The sequence below is a fragment of the Bacillus sp. X1(2014) genome (assembly GCF_007678255.1).
In genome coordinates this window covers 111,954-132,805 of record NZ_VEED01000003.1, presented here as the reverse complement: position 1 = coordinate 132,805, position 20,852 = coordinate 111,954, and the positions used below count along the sequence as shown (strand labels likewise).

22 protein-coding genes are annotated in these 20,852 nt (G+C 36.8%); 6 read left to right on the top strand and 16 right to left on the bottom strand.

Annotation, left to right across the window (positions count from 1 at the left end; all coding sequences use genetic code 11):
* Window positions 1-60: 60 nt before the first annotated feature.
* The 5 genes from ctaF to cyoE form a co-directional block, all read right to left on the bottom strand.
* Window positions 61-396, bottom strand: a complete 336-nt coding sequence (gene ctaF, locus FS608_RS08150) for a cytochrome c oxidase subunit IVB (RefSeq protein WP_144548799.1) — start codon at window positions 394-396, stop codon at window positions 61-63.
* Between the two features lie 4 nt (window positions 397-400).
* Window positions 401-1,027 carry a cytochrome (ubi)quinol oxidase subunit III gene (locus tag FS608_RS08145; protein WP_026566335.1) on the bottom strand — a complete coding sequence of 209 codons (627 nt, stop codon included), beginning with the start codon at window positions 1,025-1,027 and terminating at the stop codon, window positions 401-403.
* On the bottom strand, window positions 1,027-2,898 hold the full coding sequence (gene ctaD, locus FS608_RS08140) for a cytochrome c oxidase subunit I (protein ID WP_144548797.1): 1,872 nt from the start codon (window positions 2,896-2,898) through the stop codon (window positions 1,027-1,029). The genes FS608_RS08145 and ctaD overlap by 1 nt, the downstream gene beginning before the upstream one ends.
* Before the next feature lie 31 nt (window positions 2,899-2,929).
* On the bottom strand, window positions 2,930-3,988 hold the full coding sequence (coxB, locus tag FS608_RS08135) for a cytochrome c oxidase subunit II (protein WP_144548795.1): 1,059 nt from the start codon (window positions 3,986-3,988) through the stop codon (window positions 2,930-2,932).
* 113 nt (window positions 3,989-4,101) lie between these two features.
* The gene (gene cyoE, locus FS608_RS08130; protein WP_144548793.1) at window positions 4,102-5,037 is read right to left on the bottom strand and encodes a heme o synthase; all 936 of its coding nucleotides are present in this window, start codon (window positions 5,035-5,037) and stop codon (window positions 4,102-4,104) included.
* A gap of 584 nt (window positions 5,038-5,621) precedes the next feature.
* Here cyoE and FS608_RS08125 point away from each other — a divergent pair.
* A complete protein-coding gene (locus FS608_RS08125) occupies window positions 5,622-6,530 on the top strand; it encodes a COX15/CtaA family protein (protein WP_144548791.1) in 909 nt (302 codons plus the stop codon).
* A 37-nt stretch (window positions 6,531-6,567) separates the two neighbouring features.
* Here the strand turns inward: FS608_RS08125 and pyc are convergent, their stop codons facing one another.
* From pyc to FS608_RS08110, 3 genes are all read right to left on the bottom strand, one after another.
* Window positions 6,568-10,011, bottom strand: coding sequence for a pyruvate carboxylase (pyc, locus tag FS608_RS08120; protein ID WP_144548789.1), 3,444 nt, complete (start codon window positions 10,009-10,011; stop codon window positions 6,568-6,570).
* A 66-nt stretch (window positions 10,012-10,077) separates the two neighbouring features.
* Window positions 10,078-11,286: an FtsW/RodA/SpoVE family cell cycle protein gene (locus FS608_RS08115; protein WP_144548787.1), complete on the bottom strand. Its 1,209-nt coding sequence runs from the start codon at window positions 11,284-11,286 to the stop codon at window positions 10,078-10,080.
* Between the two features lie 192 nt (window positions 11,287-11,478).
* A complete protein-coding gene (locus FS608_RS08110) occupies window positions 11,479-11,760 on the bottom strand; it encodes an Fpa/YlaN family protein (RefSeq protein ID WP_026566329.1) in 282 nt (93 codons plus the stop codon).
* Between the two features lie 222 nt (window positions 11,761-11,982).
* On the opposite strand from FS608_RS08110, the gene FS608_RS08105 reads away from it, so the two are divergent.
* Window positions 11,983-12,480 (top strand): molybdopterin-binding protein, encoded by a 498-nt coding sequence (locus FS608_RS08105; protein ID WP_144548785.1) that lies wholly within the window; start codon window positions 11,983-11,985, stop codon window positions 12,478-12,480.
* Between the two features lie 36 nt (window positions 12,481-12,516).
* Here FS608_RS08105 and FS608_RS08100 read toward each other — a convergent pair whose 3' ends face one another.
* Entirely contained in the window at window positions 12,517-13,845 is a 1,329-nt protein-coding gene (locus FS608_RS08100) for a PhoH family protein (protein WP_098572738.1), read from the bottom strand.
* A gap of 204 nt (window positions 13,846-14,049) precedes the next feature.
* Here FS608_RS08100 and FS608_RS08095 point away from each other — a divergent pair, with 204 nt between their 5' ends.
* Window positions 14,050-14,634: a YhcN/YlaJ family sporulation lipoprotein gene (locus FS608_RS08095; RefSeq protein ID WP_144548782.1), complete on the top strand. Its 585-nt coding sequence runs from the start codon at window positions 14,050-14,052 to the stop codon at window positions 14,632-14,634.
* Window positions 14,635-14,675: 41 nt separating this feature from the next.
* On the opposite strand, the gene FS608_RS08090 is transcribed toward FS608_RS08095, so the two are convergent.
* Window positions 14,676-15,131 carry a pyridoxamine 5'-phosphate oxidase family protein gene (locus FS608_RS08090; RefSeq protein WP_144548779.1) on the bottom strand — a complete coding sequence of 152 codons (456 nt, stop codon included), beginning with the start codon at window positions 15,129-15,131 and terminating at the stop codon, window positions 14,676-14,678.
* 174 nt (window positions 15,132-15,305) lie between these two features.
* Here FS608_RS08090 and FS608_RS08085 point away from each other — a divergent pair, with 174 nt between their 5' ends.
* Complete coding sequence (locus tag FS608_RS08085) at window positions 15,306-15,506, top strand: YlaI family protein (RefSeq protein ID WP_144548777.1); 201 nt, start codon at window positions 15,306-15,308, stop codon at window positions 15,504-15,506.
* An 85-nt stretch (window positions 15,507-15,591) separates the two neighbouring features.
* Here FS608_RS08085 and FS608_RS08080 read toward each other — a convergent pair whose 3' ends face one another.
* From FS608_RS08080 to typA, 3 genes are read right to left on the bottom strand one after another with little or no spacing between them, the layout of a single operon-like run.
* Window positions 15,592-15,882, bottom strand: a complete 291-nt coding sequence (locus FS608_RS08080) for a hypothetical protein (RefSeq protein ID WP_144548775.1) — start codon at window positions 15,880-15,882, stop codon at window positions 15,592-15,594.
* 15 nt (window positions 15,883-15,897) lie between these two features.
* A complete protein-coding gene (locus FS608_RS08075; RefSeq protein ID WP_144548773.1) occupies window positions 15,898-16,203 on the bottom strand; it encodes a YlaH-like family protein in 306 nt (101 codons plus the stop codon).
* Between the two features lie 19 nt (window positions 16,204-16,222).
* A complete protein-coding gene (gene typA, locus FS608_RS08070; RefSeq protein ID WP_144548771.1) occupies window positions 16,223-18,061 on the bottom strand; it encodes a translational GTPase TypA in 1,839 nt (612 codons plus the stop codon).
* 172 nt (window positions 18,062-18,233) lie between these two features.
* Here typA and FS608_RS08065 point away from each other — a divergent pair, with 172 nt between their 5' ends.
* Window positions 18,234-18,419, top strand: coding sequence for a YlaF family protein (locus FS608_RS08065; RefSeq protein WP_144548769.1), 186 nt, complete (start codon window positions 18,234-18,236; stop codon window positions 18,417-18,419).
* A 29-nt stretch (window positions 18,420-18,448) separates the two neighbouring features.
* On the opposite strand, the gene FS608_RS08060 is transcribed toward FS608_RS08065, so the two are convergent.
* Together FS608_RS08060 and FS608_RS08055 are read right to left on the bottom strand one after the other, a co-directional pair.
* Complete coding sequence (locus tag FS608_RS08060) at window positions 18,449-19,246, bottom strand: inositol monophosphatase family protein (protein WP_144548767.1); 798 nt, start codon at window positions 19,244-19,246, stop codon at window positions 18,449-18,451.
* Window positions 19,247-19,510: 264 nt separating this feature from the next.
* Window positions 19,511-19,705 (bottom strand): hypothetical protein, encoded by a 195-nt coding sequence (locus FS608_RS08055; protein WP_098572623.1) that lies wholly within the window; start codon window positions 19,703-19,705, stop codon window positions 19,511-19,513.
* 179 nt (window positions 19,706-19,884) lie between these two features.
* On the opposite strand from FS608_RS08055, the gene FS608_RS08050 reads away from it, so the two are divergent.
* Window positions 19,885-20,517, top strand: a complete 633-nt coding sequence (locus tag FS608_RS08050) for a YktB family protein (RefSeq protein ID WP_144548765.1) — start codon at window positions 19,885-19,887, stop codon at window positions 20,515-20,517.
* A 45-nt stretch (window positions 20,518-20,562) separates the two neighbouring features.
* Here FS608_RS08050 and FS608_RS08045 read toward each other — a convergent pair whose 3' ends face one another.
* Complete coding sequence (locus FS608_RS08045; RefSeq protein ID WP_144548764.1) at window positions 20,563-20,835, bottom strand: UPF0223 family protein; 273 nt, start codon at window positions 20,833-20,835, stop codon at window positions 20,563-20,565.
* Window positions 20,836-20,852: the final 17 nt, after the last annotated feature.

Genomic DNA, 20,852 nt, shown 5'->3' with positions numbered 1-20,852 from the left:
CCATAATTTTGCTCTTAAAAAAGAAAATCGGCCTTAGCCGATTTTCTTTTTTTTAACATATTACCACCAAATAATTGTGGTAAAGGCAAGTATAGTTATAGCTCCAACCAACACACCTGAGTATAAAAAGAGTGATGGAGCTTCATGCCCTTTATGGCTCATATGCATGAAATAATATAGTTGGAAAATAACTTGAACAACTGCTAATAGAATAATAAACGGTACAGTAAACCATGAGGTAAACCCTTTAATATATACAGCTGCAAAAGCAATTAATGTTAAGAAAATCATTAAGGCAAAAGAAACTAATTGATATCTCATTTCTTCTGCATTTTTCCTGCGACGATATTCAATGTCTACTCTTGGGTTACCTGAATTTAATTGTTGATTAGCCATCAGTTTATCCCACCATTCCCATTAAATATACTACTGTAAAGATAAATACCCAAACAACATCGATAAAATGCCAGTATAAACTAAACACATAGAATTTTGGCGCGTTGTAAAGGTCTAAGCCACGTTTAGAATTTCTAAACATTAATGTTAAACACCAAAGTAAACCAAAAGCAACGTGGCCCCCGTGGAAACCAACTAATGTATAGAAGGCAGATCCGAAAGCACTGCTTGTAAAGGTGTGACCTTCATGAACATAATGGGTAAACTCATAAACTTCAAGTCCTAAGAACCCTGCACCTAAAAGAGCTGTAAGACCAAGCCATACCATCATTTTTTTGAAGGCAAAGTTCTTCATATGATACATGGCGTACACACTTGTTAATGAGCTGGTTAAGAGCAGCATTGTCGCAACAAATGTTAACGGTAATTCAAATAAATCCTTTGCTAAAGGATGACTTGAACTTGGAACTTTATCCTTTAATGCAAGGTAAGTGGCAAAGAGGGAAGCAAAAAGAACTGTCTCTCCCCCTAGGAAAAACCAAAAACCTAAAAATTTATTTTTCGATTCAAGGGTTGATTTTTCCGGCGCAGCAGGCCATGTCTCATAAGTAAATTTTTCATCAGCGTGCATTATGCCTTAACCCCCTTATCTTCGTCATCCATTAAGTCTTCTTTGTGAATATGGAATCCATGATCATCTTTTACTGAACGTAAGAACATGGAGCCAAAAGTTACCAATAAACCAATGATCATTACTGGTAAAGCCCAAGCTTTATCATTGACATGGTACATTGCACCAAAGGCGGCAATGAATAATCCTAAAGCCATCATAAATGGTAAGAAAGATGAATTTGGCATATGAATGTCACCAAGCGGCTCAGCTGGAGTCATTCCTTTTTTACCATCCATTTTTTCTAACCAGTACGCATCCAACCCACGAACAAGTGGAAGTTGCTTAAAGTTATAGAACGGTGGTGGTGAAGGGATTGCCCATTCTAGTGTTCTTCCATCTCCCCATGGATCATTTCCAACTTTAACATTTTTCACAGAAGTAATAATGATGTTATATAACATTACTATAACACCCAAGCCCATAAACGCAGCTCCTATAGAACTAACCATGTTTGCACTGTCAAATCCTTGACCAGGAAGGTATGTGAATACGCGTCGCGGCATTCCCCATAAACCTAAGAAATGTTGAATAAAGAATGTTAAATGGAACCCGATAAAGAACAACCAGAAAGTAATTTTACCTAAAGTTTCATTCAACATTGTTCCAAACATTTTTGGCCAATAAAGATGTGTACCTGCAAAGACTGCAAATACTACACCACCTACAATAACGTAATGGAAGTGCGCAACAACGAAATAAGTATCATGGTATTGATAGTCTGCTGCTGCGGAAGCAAGCATTACACCTGTTACCCCACCAGCAAGAAATGATGGAATAAACGCCATTGCCCAATGCATAGGAGTAGTAAATTTCACACTTCCTCCCCACATTGTTAACAGCCAGTTAAATATTTTAATTCCTGTCGGTACACCAATTGCCATAGTAGCTACTGCGAAAATTGCATTAGCAACAGGTCCTAAACCAGTTGTAAACATATGGTGGGCCCATACCATGAAGCCTAAGAAACCAATTAATACAGTTGCAAAAACCATGGAAGAGTAACCAAATAAACGTTTTCTCGAGAAAATTGGAAAGATCTCCGAAAAAATCCCGAATGCCGGAAGTATTAAAATATATACTTCTGGGTGACCAAAAATCCAGAAAAGATGTTCCCAAATAACTGTATTACCACCTAAAGTAACATCAAAGAAATTCGCACCAAACAATCGGTCGAACATCATTAGAACTAAACCAACTGTTAATGGAGGAAATGCGAACAAAATCAGTGCTGAAGTAACAAATGTAGTCCAAGTAAACAAAGGCATTCTCATATATGTCATACCAGGAGCACGCATGTTAATTATGGTAACAAGGAAGTTAATACCACCAATTAAGGTTCCTATACCAGAGATCTGTAAACCTAAGATATAAAAGTCTACACCATGACCTTTTGAGTGAAGTGCAAGCGACGCGTAAGATGTCCAACCTGCATCAGGAGCACCACCTAAGAACCATGATAGGTTTAGAAATATTCCCCCGAAGAAGAATAACCAAAAACCTAGTGCATTTACAAATGGAAACGCAACGTCGCGTGCCCCAATTTGTAATGGCATTACTGCATTCATAAATGCAAATACAAGTGGCATTGCAGCAAGGAAAATCATTGTTGTTCCATGCATTGTTATAATTTCATTAAATAATCCGGCACTAACAAAGTCATTATTCGGCACTGCAAGTTGGATACGGATAAATATTGCCTCAAGTCCGCCCACTAAGAAGAAAAATCCACCTGCAATGAGATATAGGATCGCGATTTTTTTATGGTCAACTGTTGTTAAAAAGTCCCATAAAGTTGCGCCAAATCCCTTTTTTTGAGCATAGGTACTCACAATTTTACCTCCCTTTCAACCAATTCCCCTTTTATTGCTGAACCTTTAAGCTCATTAAATATTCAGCTAACGCATCAAGCTGGTCTTCAGACATTTCAGGGTATTTACCTGTCATCATGTTACCAGGCTTATATGTTTCCGGGTTACGGATCCAATTTTTCAACTCTTTTTTATTATGATCCAAAACACCTGCTACACGAGAGCGATTACCAAAATCTGATAAATTCGGTGCAAGACGTGCAGTCTCAGGCACTTTATTTGATGGTGTTACGGCGTGACAGCCGATACAGCTTTGATTAAAAATTTCTTGTCCCTGTGCAGCAACAGTGCCTTGTGCTTTAGCTGGTTCTTTTACATTCTGCATCGAAGTAACCCAAGCATCAAATTTGTCCCTGCTGATTGCTTTCACTTTAAAGTCCATTAATGCATGGGATGGTCCACAAAGTTCTGCACATTTCCCATAAAAGAGGTTTCCTGCCTCGTTTGCTTGTTTATCATCAAACTCTAACCAGAATTTGTTGATATTGTCAGTATTGGTATCAAGTTTTCCTCCAACAGCAGGAATCCAAAATGAATGTTTAACATCAGTTGACTTTAAATTAAAATACACTTTTTCATTCGTAGGTACAACTAAATCCTGACTTGTTACAATCTTCTGTCCAGGATATTCGAAATCCCACCAGTATAAATGAGAACGCACATTAATAACAAGCGCTTTTGTATTTTTCTTGTCCATTGGTGATACATCTGCAAGTTTAAAGGTTGCAGCTACAGTCGGAACGGCAAGAATCAATAGTAAAAGAATTGGCACAACAGTCCAAATAATTTCTAATTTGTGACTTCCTTCTACTTGTTTTGGGATTCTGTCATCCTTTCGTTTAAAACGAACCAAGATCAAAATGAAAATGATCGCAACAACAATAATAACCCCAACCATGATTAAAGTACTTAACTTCATTAAATCATATTGCGTTTTCGCAACTTCACCGGCAGGCTTTAACGTGGAAAGGTACGGTTCGCCACATCCGGAGAGTACAAGCGCTAAAATCGAAAATAACGAAAATAAACGCCATTTTGCAAGCCTTTTCATAGCTTAATCAAACCCCTCTTTCACTAATAAATTCTTAAAACATTTGGTGGATCAAAGAAGTATGTAGGATGACTGTTTCCTTCAATTTCATCCAGAAACAATCAATTGCAAAACTAAATCAATGTAACGATAACCATTGCTACAAAAATAATAGTTAAGTATTGCAAAGAGTAAACAAACATTAGTTTTGCCCACTTTATGTCATCTTTGATTCTATATCCATAAATCCCTAATGCCAGCCACCCGATATTTAATAGGATGGCAAGTACTAGAAATGGGATTCCTAACTTGGTTAGAAAAAACGGAATCGGTTGAAGTGCAGCAACCCATAGTACGATGTGAATTTTGGTGGTTTTAAAACCCTTCACTACCGGTAGCATTGGGATACCAGCAGCTTTATATTCTTTAACTCTTCTCATCGCCAATGCATAAAAATGCGGTGGCTGCCAAACAAACATTAATACAAACAATGACCATGCCATAATATCAAGATTTGCATCAACAGCTGCCCACCCAATAAGCGGAGGTACGGCCCCTGAAATGCTCCCGATAATGGTATTGGAAACCAATTGCCTCTTCGACCACAGGGTATAGAGGAAAACATAGCTAAAAACTCCAAGCAGTCCAATTACTGTTGCAGTCATCGTAGTAAAGAATAAAGACAGTGTTCCCAGTCCAATGAGTAAAATACCTAATGATAGAACTTTTACCGGCCCTATTTTCCCTGTTACAGTTGGTCGCGCTTTCGTTCTTTCCATTAAATGGTCAATGTCGCGATCAACATAATTATTGATTGCACAGGACCCAGCGATGATTAACGAAGAACCAACTACTGTAAAAAAGACAATATCTAAATTATTTAGAAAGCTTTGCCCTGTAAAATGTAGTGCTAACCATAACCCTGTAAAAGTAGTAATAAGGTTGGAATTTACAATTCCTATTTTTATAAGGGCCATAAGGTCTTTCCAAGCTGAGGTTTGTAAGTCGGTATTCAGGCCCGCAGCGCCATTATCAATAGCAGCATCTCCGTAAGCCTTAGAGTTAGACATTTGTTTCTCCTCCTAAACCTAAATAAGAAAACTTTCATCATTTAAGTATGTAATATTGATACTTCATTATTTATGCCCTCATTTGTAATAAAAAGGAATGCTCAGCAGAAAAAATCAATAAATTTTTTTCGACTTGAATAATAATTATCAAAAAAGAATAGTGATTTTCAAAACACTTTCTCTGTATATTAAATCACACTTTCCGATATTTTTGTGAACTTTTTTTGAATAATTTTATACAAAATTGTGACAGGATTCATTATTTAATGACTGAAGTATGAATTTTACGGTTAAAACCCCTTATTTTAAAAACAGAAACCTTCTATACAATATAACCATATCTATTACTAAAAGACTAAAAGCAAAGTTACAACTATTTCCACTATAATAATAGTGTTAATTATTTATTATTCAGGACCTTTTTTATTTATAAAAGTTATTTAATAATCCATATTTAATTTCTGTTCATTTTCGACATTATTCGGTATTATTAATAGGGAATTTAATAATCTCGTCTTTTCCATTTATTATACTGTCAGGTTTATCCAATGACAAATTATTGAACTATTTAAGAGGTGACTTTTTTGCGACGATCTTTGAAGTGGTTAGCGGTTGCCACTACCATCGTAATGATTTTTATACTAATTGGCGGTGCATTAGTGACAAAGACCGGTTCTGGAATGGGATGCGGAAGATCTTGGCCACTATGTCATGGCAAATTCCTTCCGTTGGCAATAACGCCAGAATTAGCTATTGAACTTGCCCACAGGCTTGTTTCCGGAGTAGGTGGAATTATGGTTCTCATTCTATCGGTTTGGTCATGGAAGGCGATAGGGCATATAAGAGAAACAAAATTTCTTTCATTCCTGTCCTTTTTCTTTTTACTTTTACAAGCATTAATCGGAGCAGCTGCAGTAAAATGGGGACAATCAAGTTTTGTCCTAGCCTTACATTTCGGTATTTCTCTTATCTCCTTTTCATCGGTGTTATTGTTAACACTTTTAATTTTTGAAATTGATAAGAAATTTGATGCAGAAAAACTTTATATTGATAAGCGAATGGGGTTTCATATTGTCGGTGTTTCCATTTATAGTTATCTGGTTATTTACACTGGTGCACTAGTACGTCATACGAAGTCTAGTCTTGTTTGTCGGGACTGGCCATTATGTTTAAATGACGCCCCAGCTTTACCCTCTAACTTGTACGAATGGGTGCAAATGGGGCACCGGGCAGCTGCTGCTCTAATTTTTATCTGGATTACTTATATCCTTATAATGACGGTCCGCCATTATAAAGAGCAAAGAGTTCTTTATTGGGGATGGATAATTTCTTTCATCCTGGTTTCCTTACAAGTGATTGCAGGTGCTTTAATCATTTTTACTAGTTTAAATCTGTATATCGCTCTTTTGCATGCATTCTTTATTACCTGCTTATTTGGGGTTTTGAGTTATTTCCTTTTGTTATATTCTAGATCTAAGAAAAATTATCAATAAAAAAGTTGCTAGGGACAAGGTATCCCTAGCAACTTTTTTAGTTTTTCGTTAACTCAAGTAAAAGATCACCTGTTAATATTGCATCCCCGCTTGATACATAAATATCCTTCACAATCCCTGAAAATGGCGCTTGAACGGTTGTTTCCATTTTCATGGCTTCGGTAATCATTAAATGGTCACCGCGTTCCACTTTTTCACCTTTTTCAACGAGCACCTTAATCACGGTTCCCGGCATCGTCGCAGCTAATTGATTTTCATTTTTTGGATCAGCCTTTAACCTAGACACTACCGTAGATTTAATACTCTCATCCTTGATGGATACTTCCCGCGGCTGACCATTTAATTCAAAATAAACTACTCTCGTACCGTCAGCTTGAGGATGACCGATAGAGACGAGTTTAACAATTAGTGTTTTCCCTGTTTCAATTTCAACTTCAATTTCTTCACCCAGTCGCATTCCATATAGGAATGTTGGTGTATCAAGGACTGAGATATTGCCATATTGTTCATCTATTTTCATGTACTCCATAAATACCTTAGGATATAAAGCATAAGAAATAATCTCAAAATCAGTCACTTGTCTGCCAAGTTCTTTAAATAATTTTTCCTTTATTTTCTCTAAGTCCACAGAATCAAGCAATTCACCCGGGCGAACTTCCAATGGTTTTTTTCCTTTTAAGATTACTTGCTGCAAGCCTTCTGGAAAACCACCGTATGGCATGCCAAGCGATCCTTCAAATAGTTCAACAACTGAGTCCGGGAAATCCAACGTATCTCCCTTTAATAGCACGTCTGCCTCAGTTAAATCATTTTGAACCATAAATAATGCCATATCGCCAACGACCTTTGATGAAGGGGTTACCTTGACAATATCCCCAAACATCTGATTTACGCGTGCATACATTTCTTTTACTTCATCCCAACGGTCACCGAGACTAACCGCTCTCGCTTGTTGCTGGAGGTTGCTATATTGACCTCCTGGCATCTCATGTTGATAAATTTCAGTATGAGGGGAAATCATTCCACTTTCAAAATCTTGATAATACTTGCGTACATCTTCCCAATAATAAGACAACTTCTCCAATGCATCAATATTTACTTGTGGTTTCCTCGGCGTCCCCTCAAGTGCATAAAATAATGAATTAGCACTAGGCTGGGATGTTAAGCCTGCCATTGCTCCTAAAGCCGTGTCAACAATATCTACTCCTCCATCTATTGCCCTTGCATACGTATAAAGACCATTTCCGCTCGTATCATGGGTATGAAGATGGATAGGAATATTAACAGTTTCCTTTAGCTCAGAAATAAGTCTGTACGCTGCCTCAGGCTTTAATAATCCAGCCATATCTTTAATTCCTAGTATATGTGCCCCTTGAAGTTCCAACTCTTTTGCCAAGTGTTTGTAATACTGAAGATTGTATTTCGTCCTTGTCTGATCTAAAATGTCGCCTGTATAACAAATTGATGCTTCAGCAATTTTACCAGTTTGACGAACCGCATCGATCGCAACTTCCATTCCCTTTACCCAGTTTAAACTATCAAAAATTCGAAAAACATCAATTCCACCTGAAGCGGATTGATCCACAAATTCACGGATCAGATTATCAGGATAATTTTTATATCCTACTGCGTTCGCTCCACGGATTAACATTTGGAATAATACATTTGGAATTTTCTTACGAAGTGATACTAATCGGTCCCATGGATCTTCTTTTAAAAAGCGGTATGCCACATCAAAAGTTGCTCCGCCCCACATTTCAAATGAAAATAAGTCTGGCAAAAGTTTTGCAGAGGGCTCAGCGATATGTAGAATATCGGTCGTCCGCAAACGGGTAGCTAATAACGACTGATGTGCATCACGAAAAGTAGTATCCGTTAATAATACATGTGGTTGATTCTTTACCCACTCGACAAGACCTTCTGCACCGAACTTATCAAGGATTTGTTTAGTCCCAGATTGATACGGCAAATCATATGGTAAATTAGGTATTCTCGGTTTAGAAAATACTGGTCTTTTCTTTTTTTCAATACCTGGGAACCCATTTACGGTTACTGTACCAATGTACGATAACATTTTTGTCCCACGGTCTTTACGAAGCGGGAAAATAAACAATTCCGGCGTCGTATCAATAAATGAAGTATCATATTCGCCATTCCTAAACTTTTCATGCTTCACGACATTTTCTAAGAACGGGATATTTGTTTTTATCCCTCTAATCCTGAATTCCTGTAAATTTCGAACCATTTTTGAGGCTGCTTGCTCGAAGGTCAATGCCCAAGTTGATAGTTTTACTAATAATGAGTCATAATAGGGTGTAATAACAGCACCTTGAAAGCCATTTCCTGCATCCAGACGTACTCCAAAACCTCCACCTGAACGATAGGCCATAATTTTTCCTGTATCAGGCATAAAGTTATTTAGCGGGTCTTCCGTTGTTACCCTTGACTGAATCGCAAATCCGTTAACTTGAATTTTTTCTTGTAATGGTATACCCACTATCGGACCATGTATTTCATGACCCTCCGCAATCAATATTTGCGTTTGGACGATATCGACACCCGTTACCATCTCAGTGACTGTGTGTTCTACTTGAACTCGTGGATTTACTTCAATAAAGTAAAAATCATTTCCAGAAACAAGAAACTCTACAGTACCTGCGTTCAAGTAATTTATATTTTTCATCAATTTTACAGCAGCGTCGCATATTCTTTTTCGTAACTCATCAGATATAGATACGCTTGGAGCAACCTCTACAACCTTTTGATGGCGCCTTTGGACGGAACAATCGCGGTCAAAGAGGTGAACTATATTCCCCTTCTTATCACCAATAATTTGAACTTCAATATGCTTTGGATTTTCAATTAATTTTTCAAGATATACTTCGTCATTTCCAAAAGCGGCTTTTGCTTCTGACTTTGCCCTTTCAAATGCTTCACGGATTTCATCAACTTGTTTTACAATTCTCATCCCGCGGCCGCCTCCGCCAAGAGAGGCCTTTATGATAATTGGCAGCTTGTGTTCTTCCACAAAGTCTTCTACATCATTTACCTCTTTAACCGGACCTGGGCTCCCTGGAATGACTGGTATTCCGGCAAGCTCTGCCTGATGCCTTGCTTTGACCTTATCACCGAACATATCTAATTGTGTTACGTGAGGTCCAATAAAAATAATTCCTTCTTCTTCACAACGCTTAGCAAAATGAATATTTTCAGACAAAAAACCATACCCTGGATGAATGGCATTAGCACCGCTTTTTTTGGCGATTGCAATGATGCCGTCAATGTCTAAATAGGCATCAATTGGTTTTTTTCCTTCCCCTATGAGATAAGCCTCATCAGCTTTGTAACGATGGTAAGCTCCGGAATCCTCTTTCGAATAAATCGCAACAGTTCGAATATTCAGTTCTGTACAGGCACGAAAAACCCTTATGGCAATTTCCCCTCGGTTGGCTACCAATACTTTATTAATTTGTCTAGTCACAAAAAGCACCTTCTATTCTATGTATTTTTAAAAACGCGAAGAGCATAAATGTCCTTCGCGTTTTAATTAAATATAAAAAACCTTACCATCTTTTTGTTTAACACGTTTATCTATCTGTTCCTGGTTATTTTTATATTTCTTTTCATATTTATTGAACATAGAAACATTTACAAGGATTCCGGTCGCCGCTCCAAGTACTAAAAGCGAGGACCCGCCATAGCTTACATATGGCAGAGTGACTCCTGTTAATGGTATTATACCAGATACTCCTGCTAGATTTACAAATGTCTGGATTCCAATCATACTTGAAATACCTATCGCAAGGAGGCTTCCGAAAGGATCTTTACACTGTAATCCTACATATATCCCTCTTAAAACAATATAGAAAAGGAGTATAATTACGAAACCAACACCCCATATCCCCAACTCTTCCGCAATAACAGCCATAATGAAGTCAGTATGTGATTCCGGTAAATAGCCAAGCTTTTGAATACTCTTTCCCAAACCTAATCCATTAACACCACCAGAGCCAATCGCAATGTATGAGTTTGCTAAATGAAAACCTGCATTATTTACAACATCTTCAGCAAAAGGATTGTCTAAAATAGCAAAACGGTCAGTTCGCTTTTCAGAAAATATCTTATCTTTTGCAACTAAACCAATTGGTACCAAAACTATAAGTGCAATGATTAGTAATTTTAAGATACTTTTAGGGTTCAGCCCTGAGCAAAAAGTTATCATAGCAGCAATTGATGCAATAATAAAAGCTGTTCCATAATCAGGCTGTAAAATAATAATCCCGCATATGATAAATAAATAAATTAACGGCGGAAGTACACCTTTATTCAGTTGATTTATATAGGCTTGCTTTTTCGCGTATACTGCTGCTAAATAAATGATCACCGCAAGTTTGACAAATTCAGATGGCTGCAGGCGAAATGTGCCGATTTGATACCAACTTTGGGCGCCGCCAACAATTACTCCAAAAGGAATTAGTCCTAAGAGGATAACGATAGACCCTATAACCATGGGAACCTGAAACCCTTTTGTAAACTGCATTATCTTATATGGCATAATTGCTGTAAAAAGAAAAATTAGTGTAAAAATCAACAGCCAAATTTTTTGCTTTTGATAAAAATAATCACTTGGAACTTCGTATCTTTGTACGGCGGAAGCCATACTTGCACTGTAAATCATAACAAGTCCAAAGGTGCACAAAAGAACAGTAGCAATAATTAAAGTATAATCATATGATTTCAATATTTTTTTTAGCATTAAATGGTCCTCATTTTCAATATTGATTTATATCATTCTATTATAATAGAAAATAAACATTATTTCTTGAGGAAAAGCTAATTTGTTACAACAAATTAATATTGGAATAGTCTCAAAAATAATTGAAATCACCTGTCTTAAATAACAAAAAAACCCAAACAATGAACAGTAATTGTTTGAGTTCCTATGCAACTATTTCCTTAACGATGCATCATGAAGCACTGATAGTTCTTTTTCTAATGTATCGAGGATTGCTTTACCATCTTTACTATCTATTAAACCTAATCGAACAGCAAAATCTATCTCTCTTGAAAGGCCAAACATTTGTGTGTCTAGTACCTCTTCATAAAGAGGGCATTGAGGCATTGTGAGATTGTCCATTTGCACTTTGATTAGCCTTAATATTTTTTCAGCGTCAGCCTGTAATAAGGCAAATGCTTTTTCTTGGTGATTCACGATCATTTCAGAGGCCAACATAAATCCCCCCATTTCAGAGCGATAATACAACTTATCTATAAATTTTACCGTTTACAACGGAAAATTGCAAGAACAATGAAGTAGATTAAATAAAGCAGCAAGTTGAGACAAATGTTCTTCATAAGATGATTTATCTTTTCGCGAAACCCGATTGTCCTACTATGCCATCTTGCAAAAAAAAGTTATACTAATTATGCAAAGGTTTAGGGGGAATACACTATGGAAAATATTATTATCATTTCAGGAAACGTGAAGTATACAATCACACTTGATCCAAGTGTGTGGATTTTTGATGACCGACGAGTTGATTTAACCACCTATTTTACAACAAAGCTAGAGAATTCTAAATCATTGGAAGAGTATACAAAAGCAGTATCCAAACATTGGGACCGGGAAATTACCGAGGGTGCGATTTACCCGCCTACACTGAAGACTGAAAAGAAATTTGAAAAAGAAAAGGTATTGACCGGAACTTTCGGTATACCATTAAAACCCTTTCTACAAAATTCAGAACCTGCTAGTGATGCACATACTTTAGTTATTCACTGTATTGACAGTGAATATGAATACCCTCTTGAAACGGCAAATGATTTTATCTTAAAATTTTCCGATAATGGCAAGCCACTTACAGTAGACGGGCCAATTCATGTTTATTTTGGCGATGGCTCCAATCAACAAACTCCGATTAAAAATGTTACACGTATTACCATAAAATAAGACGGGTGCCTTTGGCGCCCGTTTTACTTTTTAATATTAGAGTAAATCTGCAGCCAATAAAGCTAATCCCGACCTTTCCCCTTTCATTAATTTAACATGTCCTGAAATAGACTGATCCTTAAATTTTTCAACAACGTAAGTTAATCCGTTGTTATATGCATCTAGATAAGGATGATCAATCTGTTCAGGGTCTCCCATTAACACAATTTTACTTCCCTCTCCAACACGTGTCAGGATCGTTTTCACTTCATGTTTCGTTAAATTTTGTGCTTCATCTATGATGATGAATTGCTTCGGTAAACTTCTGCCGCGAATATACGTTAATGCCTCCACTTCAATTGATCCCAGTCCCGCTAAAATAGCATCAAGTTCACCTGGCTTTTTAGTGTTGAATAGAAATTCGAGATTATCAAAAATGGGCTGCATCCATGGTCTAAGCTTCTCTTGTTTTTCTCCGGGTAAAAATCCTAAGTCCTTCCCAACGGGGACAATCGGCCTTGCCACTAAAAGTTTTTTATATTCCCGGAAATCTTCCGTTTGCATCAAACCAGAAGCAAGTGCTAACAGCGTTTTCCCTGTTCCTGCTTTCCCAGTTAATGTAACTAAATGAATGTCTTTTCGTAATAACAATTCAATTGCCATCGTCTGCTGAACATTCCTAGAATGGATACCCCAAACATGCTCTTGGTTTAATGCTAATTTTTTTACTTTCTTACTTGTTTTATCGACCATTCCTATGGCAGATGCAGAACTGCCCAATGCATCTTTCATTACTAAAAATTGATTCGGATAAAATGGGTGATTTGCTATCTCAGAGAGATTCAGTTCACCTTTTTCATAAAAACGACCCAATAATTCGATGGGAATCAACACTTCAAAAAAGCCTGTGTAGATATGATCGATTTCAACTACTCGATCATTTAAAAAATCTTCGGCATCTAATCCAATTGCATCTGCTTTGACCCTGACAAGAGCATCCTTACTTACTAAAATAACTGGCTTTCCATTTTCTTTGGTTTGTTCTTCTAAAAATAAATTTTTCGCAACAGCCAAAATTCGATTATCATTTGTTTTTTCAACAAATATATCCTGAAGTTCATGGAAGGTACGATGATTCAACTCAATTCGGATGGTCCCTCCGTTTTCAAGAGGAATCTTTTCATGGAGTTTTCCTGAAGCCCTAAATCCATCAATTAACCTTGATACTTGTCTTGCATTTCTCCCTACTTCATCCATGTACCTTTTCTTTGAGTCCACTTCTTCAAGAACCACTGCAGGAATTACAACCTCATTATCTTCAAAGGAGAAGAGTGAATACGGGTCTTGCAACAAGACATTCGTATCTAACACGTATATCTTACTCAAAGCAACGCCTCCTGCTTTACTTGTTGTTTGGATTGCAACTTGCAAACAACCCTTCTGCTAGATTGGACTTTGGTAAAATATATGTTTATTGGAATAAAGATAGAAGGATTTCCGCACAATAAATGTTAGTGAGACATTCAATTCAGATAGGTGATTATGACTTTATCTCAATTATTTATAAAGCATTGCGGAGGTGGAATAGGAATGAAGAAGACCTTAATCATAACTGCGTTCTTGCTAATCTTAGCCGGCTGTAGTACAAATAAGGAGCTCTCAAACAATGTAAACGATTCATCCGTTAAAGTAAAAAACAGCTATATTGAAAATGTTGATCGAAAAACAGGGCAAGAGATCTCTAAACGATTGGTAAAACTTGCAACAAGTATTCCAAATGTTAAAGATGCAACTGCTGTGGTAATAGGAAGATATGCGATTGTCGGTATTGATGTGAACGCAAAAATTGACCGCTCACAAGTAGGGTCCATTAAGTATTCCGTGGCTGAAAGTTTAAAAAAGGATCCTTATGGTGCTAAGTCAGTAGTTGTAGCTGATGCGGATACAACGCAGCGTTTAAGAGAAATTCAAGAGGATATTAATAAAGGCAGGCCAATTCAAGGAATTATGGAGGAACTTGCAGATGTAGCCGGTCGATTAATGCCAGAGGTACCTGGAGATATACTTACCCCAAGCCCTAAAAATGCTCCTGAAAAACCAGATAAAAAGCTAAAATCAAACGACCAAAAGGAGCTGGAAAAAGAACAAGAGGACCAATCAAACCACTATAAATAAAGCGACAGCCTAAAAATAAAAGAAAAGCTTAGGGTTAATTCCTAAGCTTTTCTTATTGCATCCATAACTTGATTATCTAACTTTTGGGCAGCATTTTTATCATAGGTTTTGTCATATTGAACCTCTGTGACTATTTTAGAACCATAAAACATAACATCCCTTACCGCAGTAATTTTTACCTGGATTAGAGCAAGTTTTAGTGGCACATCCTGAAGTCTTTCCTCTTTTACCTGAGCGTCCCCGTGAATAGCATATGTAGATTCATTCGCAATCAAATTAATAACCACTTGATTGTTTTTATGAATATTTTCGAGGATTCTAGAGCGATTATCTACTGCAAAATAGATGGTACTTTCATCCTTTGCAAACACCCAGGAAATAGAACTAACATTAGGCCCCCCTGTTTCATAATCAACTGTTGCCAATGTCACGAACCTCTCTTTTTGAAGCTCATCATATAAAGGCTTAATTAGCATTGGTTCTACTTGATTTGCCATTTTTCTACATCCCCTTTAATTAGATCCTTTACCCTGTTTTAAAAAACAGATATTCTCATAATACTACTATCCCTTTCTTTCATCAAATTTAACCAATTGATTACTTACAAACTTTCTGCCATGATATACTAGAGGAATACCATCGGTTATTAGAAATAGTTAAAGAGGTGACTTATGAGAGTTAAATGTGTAATTTGCGATAAAATTGAAGCAATTGAGGATGAATCGTTTGTGGCCAAACGACTTCGTAATCGTCCCATCCATACATATATGTGTAATGAATGTAATACAAGAATAGCGAAAAAAACAAATGCCAGATTTGAAACAGGAAATTTTCGTTTATACCGTACAAAATCGGAGGAAGACGACTGGTGAAAAAAAACGGAAGTTCTCGTGTAGATTATTACTAAAAAAACCATCATGCACATTCCAAAGTGGAATGAACATGATGGTTTTTTATTTATTCTTCAATTGGATAGTTCTCATACTTTTCTGGTTCTTGATTTATCTGTTGCAGCATGACCTCTATCAATTCCCGTGGAAAACGAGTTTTTTTCTTCTCATCCCCTTGTTGATAGGAAACATAATACATGACAACATCTGTTGTTACCTCTATGTTGGAGAGGTTAAGATCAGCTAACATTTCTTCAAAGAGGTGTAAAGTATCTTGAGCTGCTGTATCATCAGGCCGTGCGTCGCATACAACCTTAATTGTAAGCCAATTATATAATGTATCCTGGACGGATTTCATTTAACTAAACCCCCGTTATTTCGCTTCAGCCTGATGCTTCTTCGTTTGATGTAAGCGTATTTTATAAATTATCAGTAACACGGCCGCACCTGCGAGTCCCTCCGCAATAGGCAATGCGTATGAAAAAATCAGCATAACAAAGCATCCAATTAACAAGCATGTATAAATCACGATGTTTTTCAAAAGAGGCAATTTTTTTGCAAAGCCTAACTTATATACAATAGCCGCTAAAATAACAATATATACATACTGTAACCACACAGCGGTTTTTACATCTGTTAGTTCAATGAAAAATCTAAGGCTAGGAGAGAATCCTTCCATCTTCTTGCACTCCTTTTACTTAACTCTGTTCAGCATATTTTTTCTTTTTAGCAGCTCTTTCACGTTCATTTTTATCAAGAATTTTCTTACGAAGACGAATCGATTCCGGTGTTACCTCACAATATTCGTCATCATTTAAATATTCTAATGACTCTTCTAATGTCATAATGCGCGGCTTTTTAATCACTGATGTTTGATCTTTGTTAGCTGAACGCACATTTGTTGCCTGTTTCATTTTAGTAATATTAACGGTGATGTCATTTTCACGAGTATTTTCGCCCACGATCATCCCCTCGTATATTTCCGTACCTGGTTCAACAAAAATAGTTCCACGGTCTTCCACTTGCATGATACCATATGTCGAAGCTTTTCCAGATTCCATTGACACAAGTACACCTTGGTGTCGTCCACCGACTTGGCCTGGTAACATTGGCTGATAGCTATCAAAGGTATGATTTATAATTCCATAACCACGAGTCATAGTTAAGAATTCGGTAGTGTAACCAATTAAGCCACGTGCTGGTACGTTAAAGATTAAGCGTACTTGACCTGAACCATTGTTAATCATATCTATCATTTCGCCTTTACGGGCACCAATTGATTCCATAACTGAACCAGTATGCTCTTCAGGTACATCAATTTGAACTCTTTCAACTGGTTCACAGCGAACACCATCAATTTCTTTAACGATAACTTCAGGTTTTGAAACTTGAAGTTCATAACCTTCACGACGCATGTTTTCAATAAGAATTGATAAATGAAGTTCACCACGGCCAGAAACGATCCATGCATCTGGTGAATCTGTGTTATCCACTCGTAAACTTACATCTGTTTGCAATTGAGCACGTAATCTTTCTTCAATCTTCCTTGCAGTTAAATACTTGCCTTCTCTACCTGCAAATGGACTGTTGTTTACAACAAATGTCATTTGTAATGTTGGCTCATCAATTCTTAGGATTGGTAGTGCTTCTTGATGTTCAACAGGACAAACTGTTTCACCAACGTTGATATCTTCCATTCCTGAAACAGCGATTAAATCACCCGCTACTGCCTCTTGGATTTCTTGACGCTTTAATCCAAAGAAACCGAAAATTTTGGTCACACGGAATTGCTTCACTGAACCATCTAACTTCATTAGGGCAACTTGTTGACCCACCTTCATCGTACCGCGGAAAACACGGCCGATTCCGATTCTGCCAACATAATCGTTGTAATCAAGAAGGGCAACTTGGAATTGTAATGGTTCTTCACGATTATCAACTGGAGCAGGTATATATTCAACGATTGCATCATACAAGGATTGCATATTTTCATCTTGCTTCTCAGGGTCAGTACTTGCTGTACCATTAATTGCTGAAGCGTAAATAACTGGGAATTCAAGCTGATCCTCATTTGCTTCAAGTTCAATAAATAAATCGATTACTTCATCAATTACTTCTGCAGGTCTCGCAAAGTCACGGTCAATTTTATTAACAACAACAATTGGAGTTAAATTCTGCTCTAATGCCTTTTTAAGAACAAAACGAGTCTGTGGCATACAGCCTTCATAGGCATCAACTACAAGCAATACCCCATCAACCATTTTCATAATCCGTTCCACTTCTCCGCCAAAGTCAGCGTGTCCTGGAGTATCCAAAATATTGATACGAGTATCTTTGTATTGAATAGCCGTGTTCTTCGCGAGGATGGTGATTCCACGCTCTCTTTCTAAGTCATTCGAATCCATAGCACGTTCTTCAACATGCTCGTTAGAACGAAATGTTCCAGATTGTTTCAACAATTGATCAACCAACGTAGTTTTCCCGTGGTCAACGTGGGCAATGATCGCAATATTACGTATATCATTTCTTATATTCAAAAAATTCCACTCCTATATTCTAAAAATAAGTCTATTTGTAGTTTCCCATTCACAACTAAAACATTATACCACAATTAAAGTGGAAACCCCTAACCATTTTATTGTAGAATATAAAATATAAGAAAGCTTTGTACGTTTGAACTGTATTTTTCAATGAAAAAGGGGTAAAAAAATGAAAAACGTAAAGTGGTCATTACTCGTTTATGCGATCCTTGCAGCCGCAAGTATTATGGGGATTGGTGTTGCAATTAGCGAAAAAAGCATAATCGGTGCTATAGGCTGTATCCTTGCAATTATCGTAATTATGGGCATGGGATTTAAAACAAAAAGAAAAATGCGTGAAAATGGAGAATTATAAAAGAAGAAGCCTGCCACGGCTTCTTCTTTTTACCATCTTCCCTCTTTTAAATAGTCCTTCAAGATCAATTGGTGTAATCCTGGATTTGCAGTAAATAATGAATCCTGTGCAAGGAAACTCAGTTTTTCTCCCCTTAAATTTGTAACAAACCCGCCAAGTTCTTCTATAATCACTGCCCCTGCAGCAACATCCCAGGGTGATAAGCGCATCGAGAGGTACGCATCAACTCTTCCTGTTGCAACAAACACCATTTCAAGGGCTGCCGAACCATATGATCTTGTTCCCCGTGCATCTCTCACTAAAGGAATCATTAAATTATGGTCAATACGGTGATTTTCCATTACCCATGTTGCATTTAGGGCAATGATGGATTCCTTAACAGTTGTATCCTTTAGAGGAACTAGAGGTTTTTCATTTATATAAGCTCCATTTCCCCTTTTGGCATGATACAGTTCGTCATGGACCACATCGTAAATGAGTCCAATTTTACCAATACCATTCTCATAAATACCAAGAGAAATAGCAAAATTTCTTTGTTGATGAATAAAATTCATCGTTCCATCGATTGGATCAATCATCCAAACCACACCATCAAGACTTTCGAGTGTATCTCCAAACCCTTCTTCGCCCAATATTTTATGATCGGGATAAACCTCTCTGATCTTACTAATAAAAAATTGTTCAATTTCTTTATCCATATTCGTTACCAAATCATTAGCATTTGACTTCGTTTGAATATTTAATGTTTTATCAAAAGATAATCTAATTCTAGCACCTGCCTCATTAACCCATTCCTTTGCATGAAGATAAATTTGTTCCCAGTTCATAACTCTCCTCCAAATAAATCTATAATCCTGTCAAGATTTCAATGTATGTAGTATGATGCATCATAAATTAAATAATGTACCTTTAGCTTAATCAAATTGTTGGAACACATCAACTTTTAAGAGGTACACGTACCACATCAAAAAAGACAATAATAAACGAACCCCCTTCATTTTTACTGGAGTTCGTTTTATAAATTCAGAATATATTCTATTTCTTTCCATCCTGCTTTAGTTCTCCTTGGATAAAAAAACATTATAAATTTATCAAAGTGCTTTTAACCGTAATAATTCTTGACGGATTTTTTCTAATTTTTGTTTGCATTCTTTCATTTTCTTCTCATTCTTTTCTTCAATCGCTTCGAATAATGTAGCTAATTCATAATCCATTTCCAATCTTAAAACTGCTGTTCTTTCCTTTTCGCTTGCTTTTTTAAGTGAGGTATTCATCAATTGTTTCACGTTTCTCCTCCCCTTCCTGGATTTAACTCATTTTTCAGATTATTTTTTTACTGTATAATATGAGTTAGGGAGATATGTTGCAACAAATATGTGCTCTTACCTAGAAAGCATCAAATTATTGGTCTCTCTTATTGTTATGCTACAATTAAGAACAAATGTTTAGCTGGAGGTTTATACGTATGGTTTTTAAAGGATTTACAAACGAGGATTTTGATGTTTTTTTAATAGATGGTTTAGAGACACGGATGGAGGCTTTGAAGGAAACCGTTCGACCCAAATTAGAAGAATTAGGAAATCACTTCGCCCCTTTCATTTCTTCACTTACGGATGATGAAATGTTTGTTCATGTTGCAAAACATGCCAGAAGGACTATTAATCCGCCTAAAGATACTTGGGTAGCATTCTCAAGTAATCCTCGAGGTTATAAAATGCTCCCTCATTTTCAAATCGGCATGTGGAACACCCATTTATTTATATGGTTTGCCGTTATTTATGAAGCACCTCAAAAAGATTTAATTGCTGAAAGATTTTCAAAAAAATTAGCAAAAATTTATAAAGATACACCCAAGGACTTTGTTTGGTCAGTGGATCATACAAAACCAGAAACCATTGGGCACAATCAATTATCCAAGGAAGAACTTCGATCGCTTTTTGACCGCCTGCAAAACGTAAAAAAAGCAGAATTATTATGTGGTTATACGATTGACAGAGAACAAGTAATCGAATTAGGTTCCGATCAGTTAGTTCAACAAATTGAGGGCGTATTTGAGAAGGTAGCCGCTCTATATCGAATCTCACAAAATAGAAAGTAAAAAGAAAAAACAGCTCCTTCACAAAAGGTGCAGGAGCTGTTTATCCTATTTCATTTTTATTCTTTCCCCGGTGGCTGCATCTTTTATTTTTTTTATCGTTCGATAAGACGAATAACCACTCATTTCTTCAAATTCATTACAAATTGTTTTTTCTTCAGCTTTGCTAGGAACAATCTCTTTAAAGCGGCGATACGCCTTCAATACTTCATCGCGGTCAATTCCCTGTTCATAAGCCTTTTCAATTGTTTCAAAAAATGCAATCACATCCACAATTTCTTCTGTACTCCAATGATGATCAATTGGATATTGGTATTCCATAATTTCACCTTCTAACT

What these genes read in the sequence shown, in the direction of transcription:
- ctaF (WP_144548799.1), bottom strand. Translation starts at nt 396, where the DNA reads ATGGCTAATCAACAATTAAATTCAGGTAACCCAAGAGTAGACATTGAA.
- FS608_RS08145 (WP_026566335.1), bottom strand. Translation starts at nt 1,027, where the DNA reads ATGCACGCTGATGAAAAATTTACTTATGAGACATGGCCTGCTGCGCCG.
- coxB (WP_144548795.1), bottom strand. Translation starts at nt 3,988, where the DNA reads ATGAAAAGGCTTGCAAAATGGCGTTTATTTTCGTTATTTTCGATTTTA.
- cyoE (WP_144548793.1), bottom strand. Translation starts at nt 5,037, where the DNA reads ATGTCTAACTCTAAGGCTTACGGAGATGCTGCTATTGATAATGGCGCT.
- FS608_RS08115 (WP_144548787.1), bottom strand. Translation starts at nt 11,286, where the DNA reads ATGCTAAAAAAAATATTGAAATCATATGATTATACTTTAATTATTGCT.
- FS608_RS08105 (WP_144548785.1), top strand. Translation starts at nt 11,983, where the DNA reads ATGGAAAATATTATTATCATTTCAGGAAACGTGAAGTATACAATCACA.
- FS608_RS08095 (WP_144548782.1), top strand. Translation starts at nt 14,050, where the DNA reads ATGAAGAAGACCTTAATCATAACTGCGTTCTTGCTAATCTTAGCCGGC.
- FS608_RS08090 (WP_144548779.1), bottom strand. Translation starts at nt 15,131, where the DNA reads ATGGCAAATCAAGTAGAACCAATGCTAATTAAGCCTTTATATGATGAG.
- FS608_RS08085 (WP_144548777.1), top strand. Translation starts at nt 15,306, where the DNA reads ATGAGAGTTAAATGTGTAATTTGCGATAAAATTGAAGCAATTGAGGAT.
- FS608_RS08080 (WP_144548775.1), bottom strand. Translation starts at nt 15,882, where the DNA reads ATGAAATCCGTCCAGGATACATTATATAATTGGCTTACAATTAAGGTT.
- FS608_RS08075 (WP_144548773.1), bottom strand. Translation starts at nt 16,203, where the DNA reads ATGGAAGGATTCTCTCCTAGCCTTAGATTTTTCATTGAACTAACAGAT.
- FS608_RS08065 (WP_144548769.1), top strand. Translation starts at nt 18,234, where the DNA reads ATGAAAAACGTAAAGTGGTCATTACTCGTTTATGCGATCCTTGCAGCC.
- FS608_RS08060 (WP_144548767.1), bottom strand. Translation starts at nt 19,246, where the DNA reads ATGAACTGGGAACAAATTTATCTTCATGCAAAGGAATGGGTTAATGAG.
- FS608_RS08050 (WP_144548765.1), top strand. Translation starts at nt 19,885, where the DNA reads ATGGTTTTTAAAGGATTTACAAACGAGGATTTTGATGTTTTTTTAATA.
- FS608_RS08045 (WP_144548764.1), bottom strand. Translation starts at nt 20,835, where the DNA reads ATGGAATACCAATATCCAATTGATCATCATTGGAGTACAGAAGAAATT.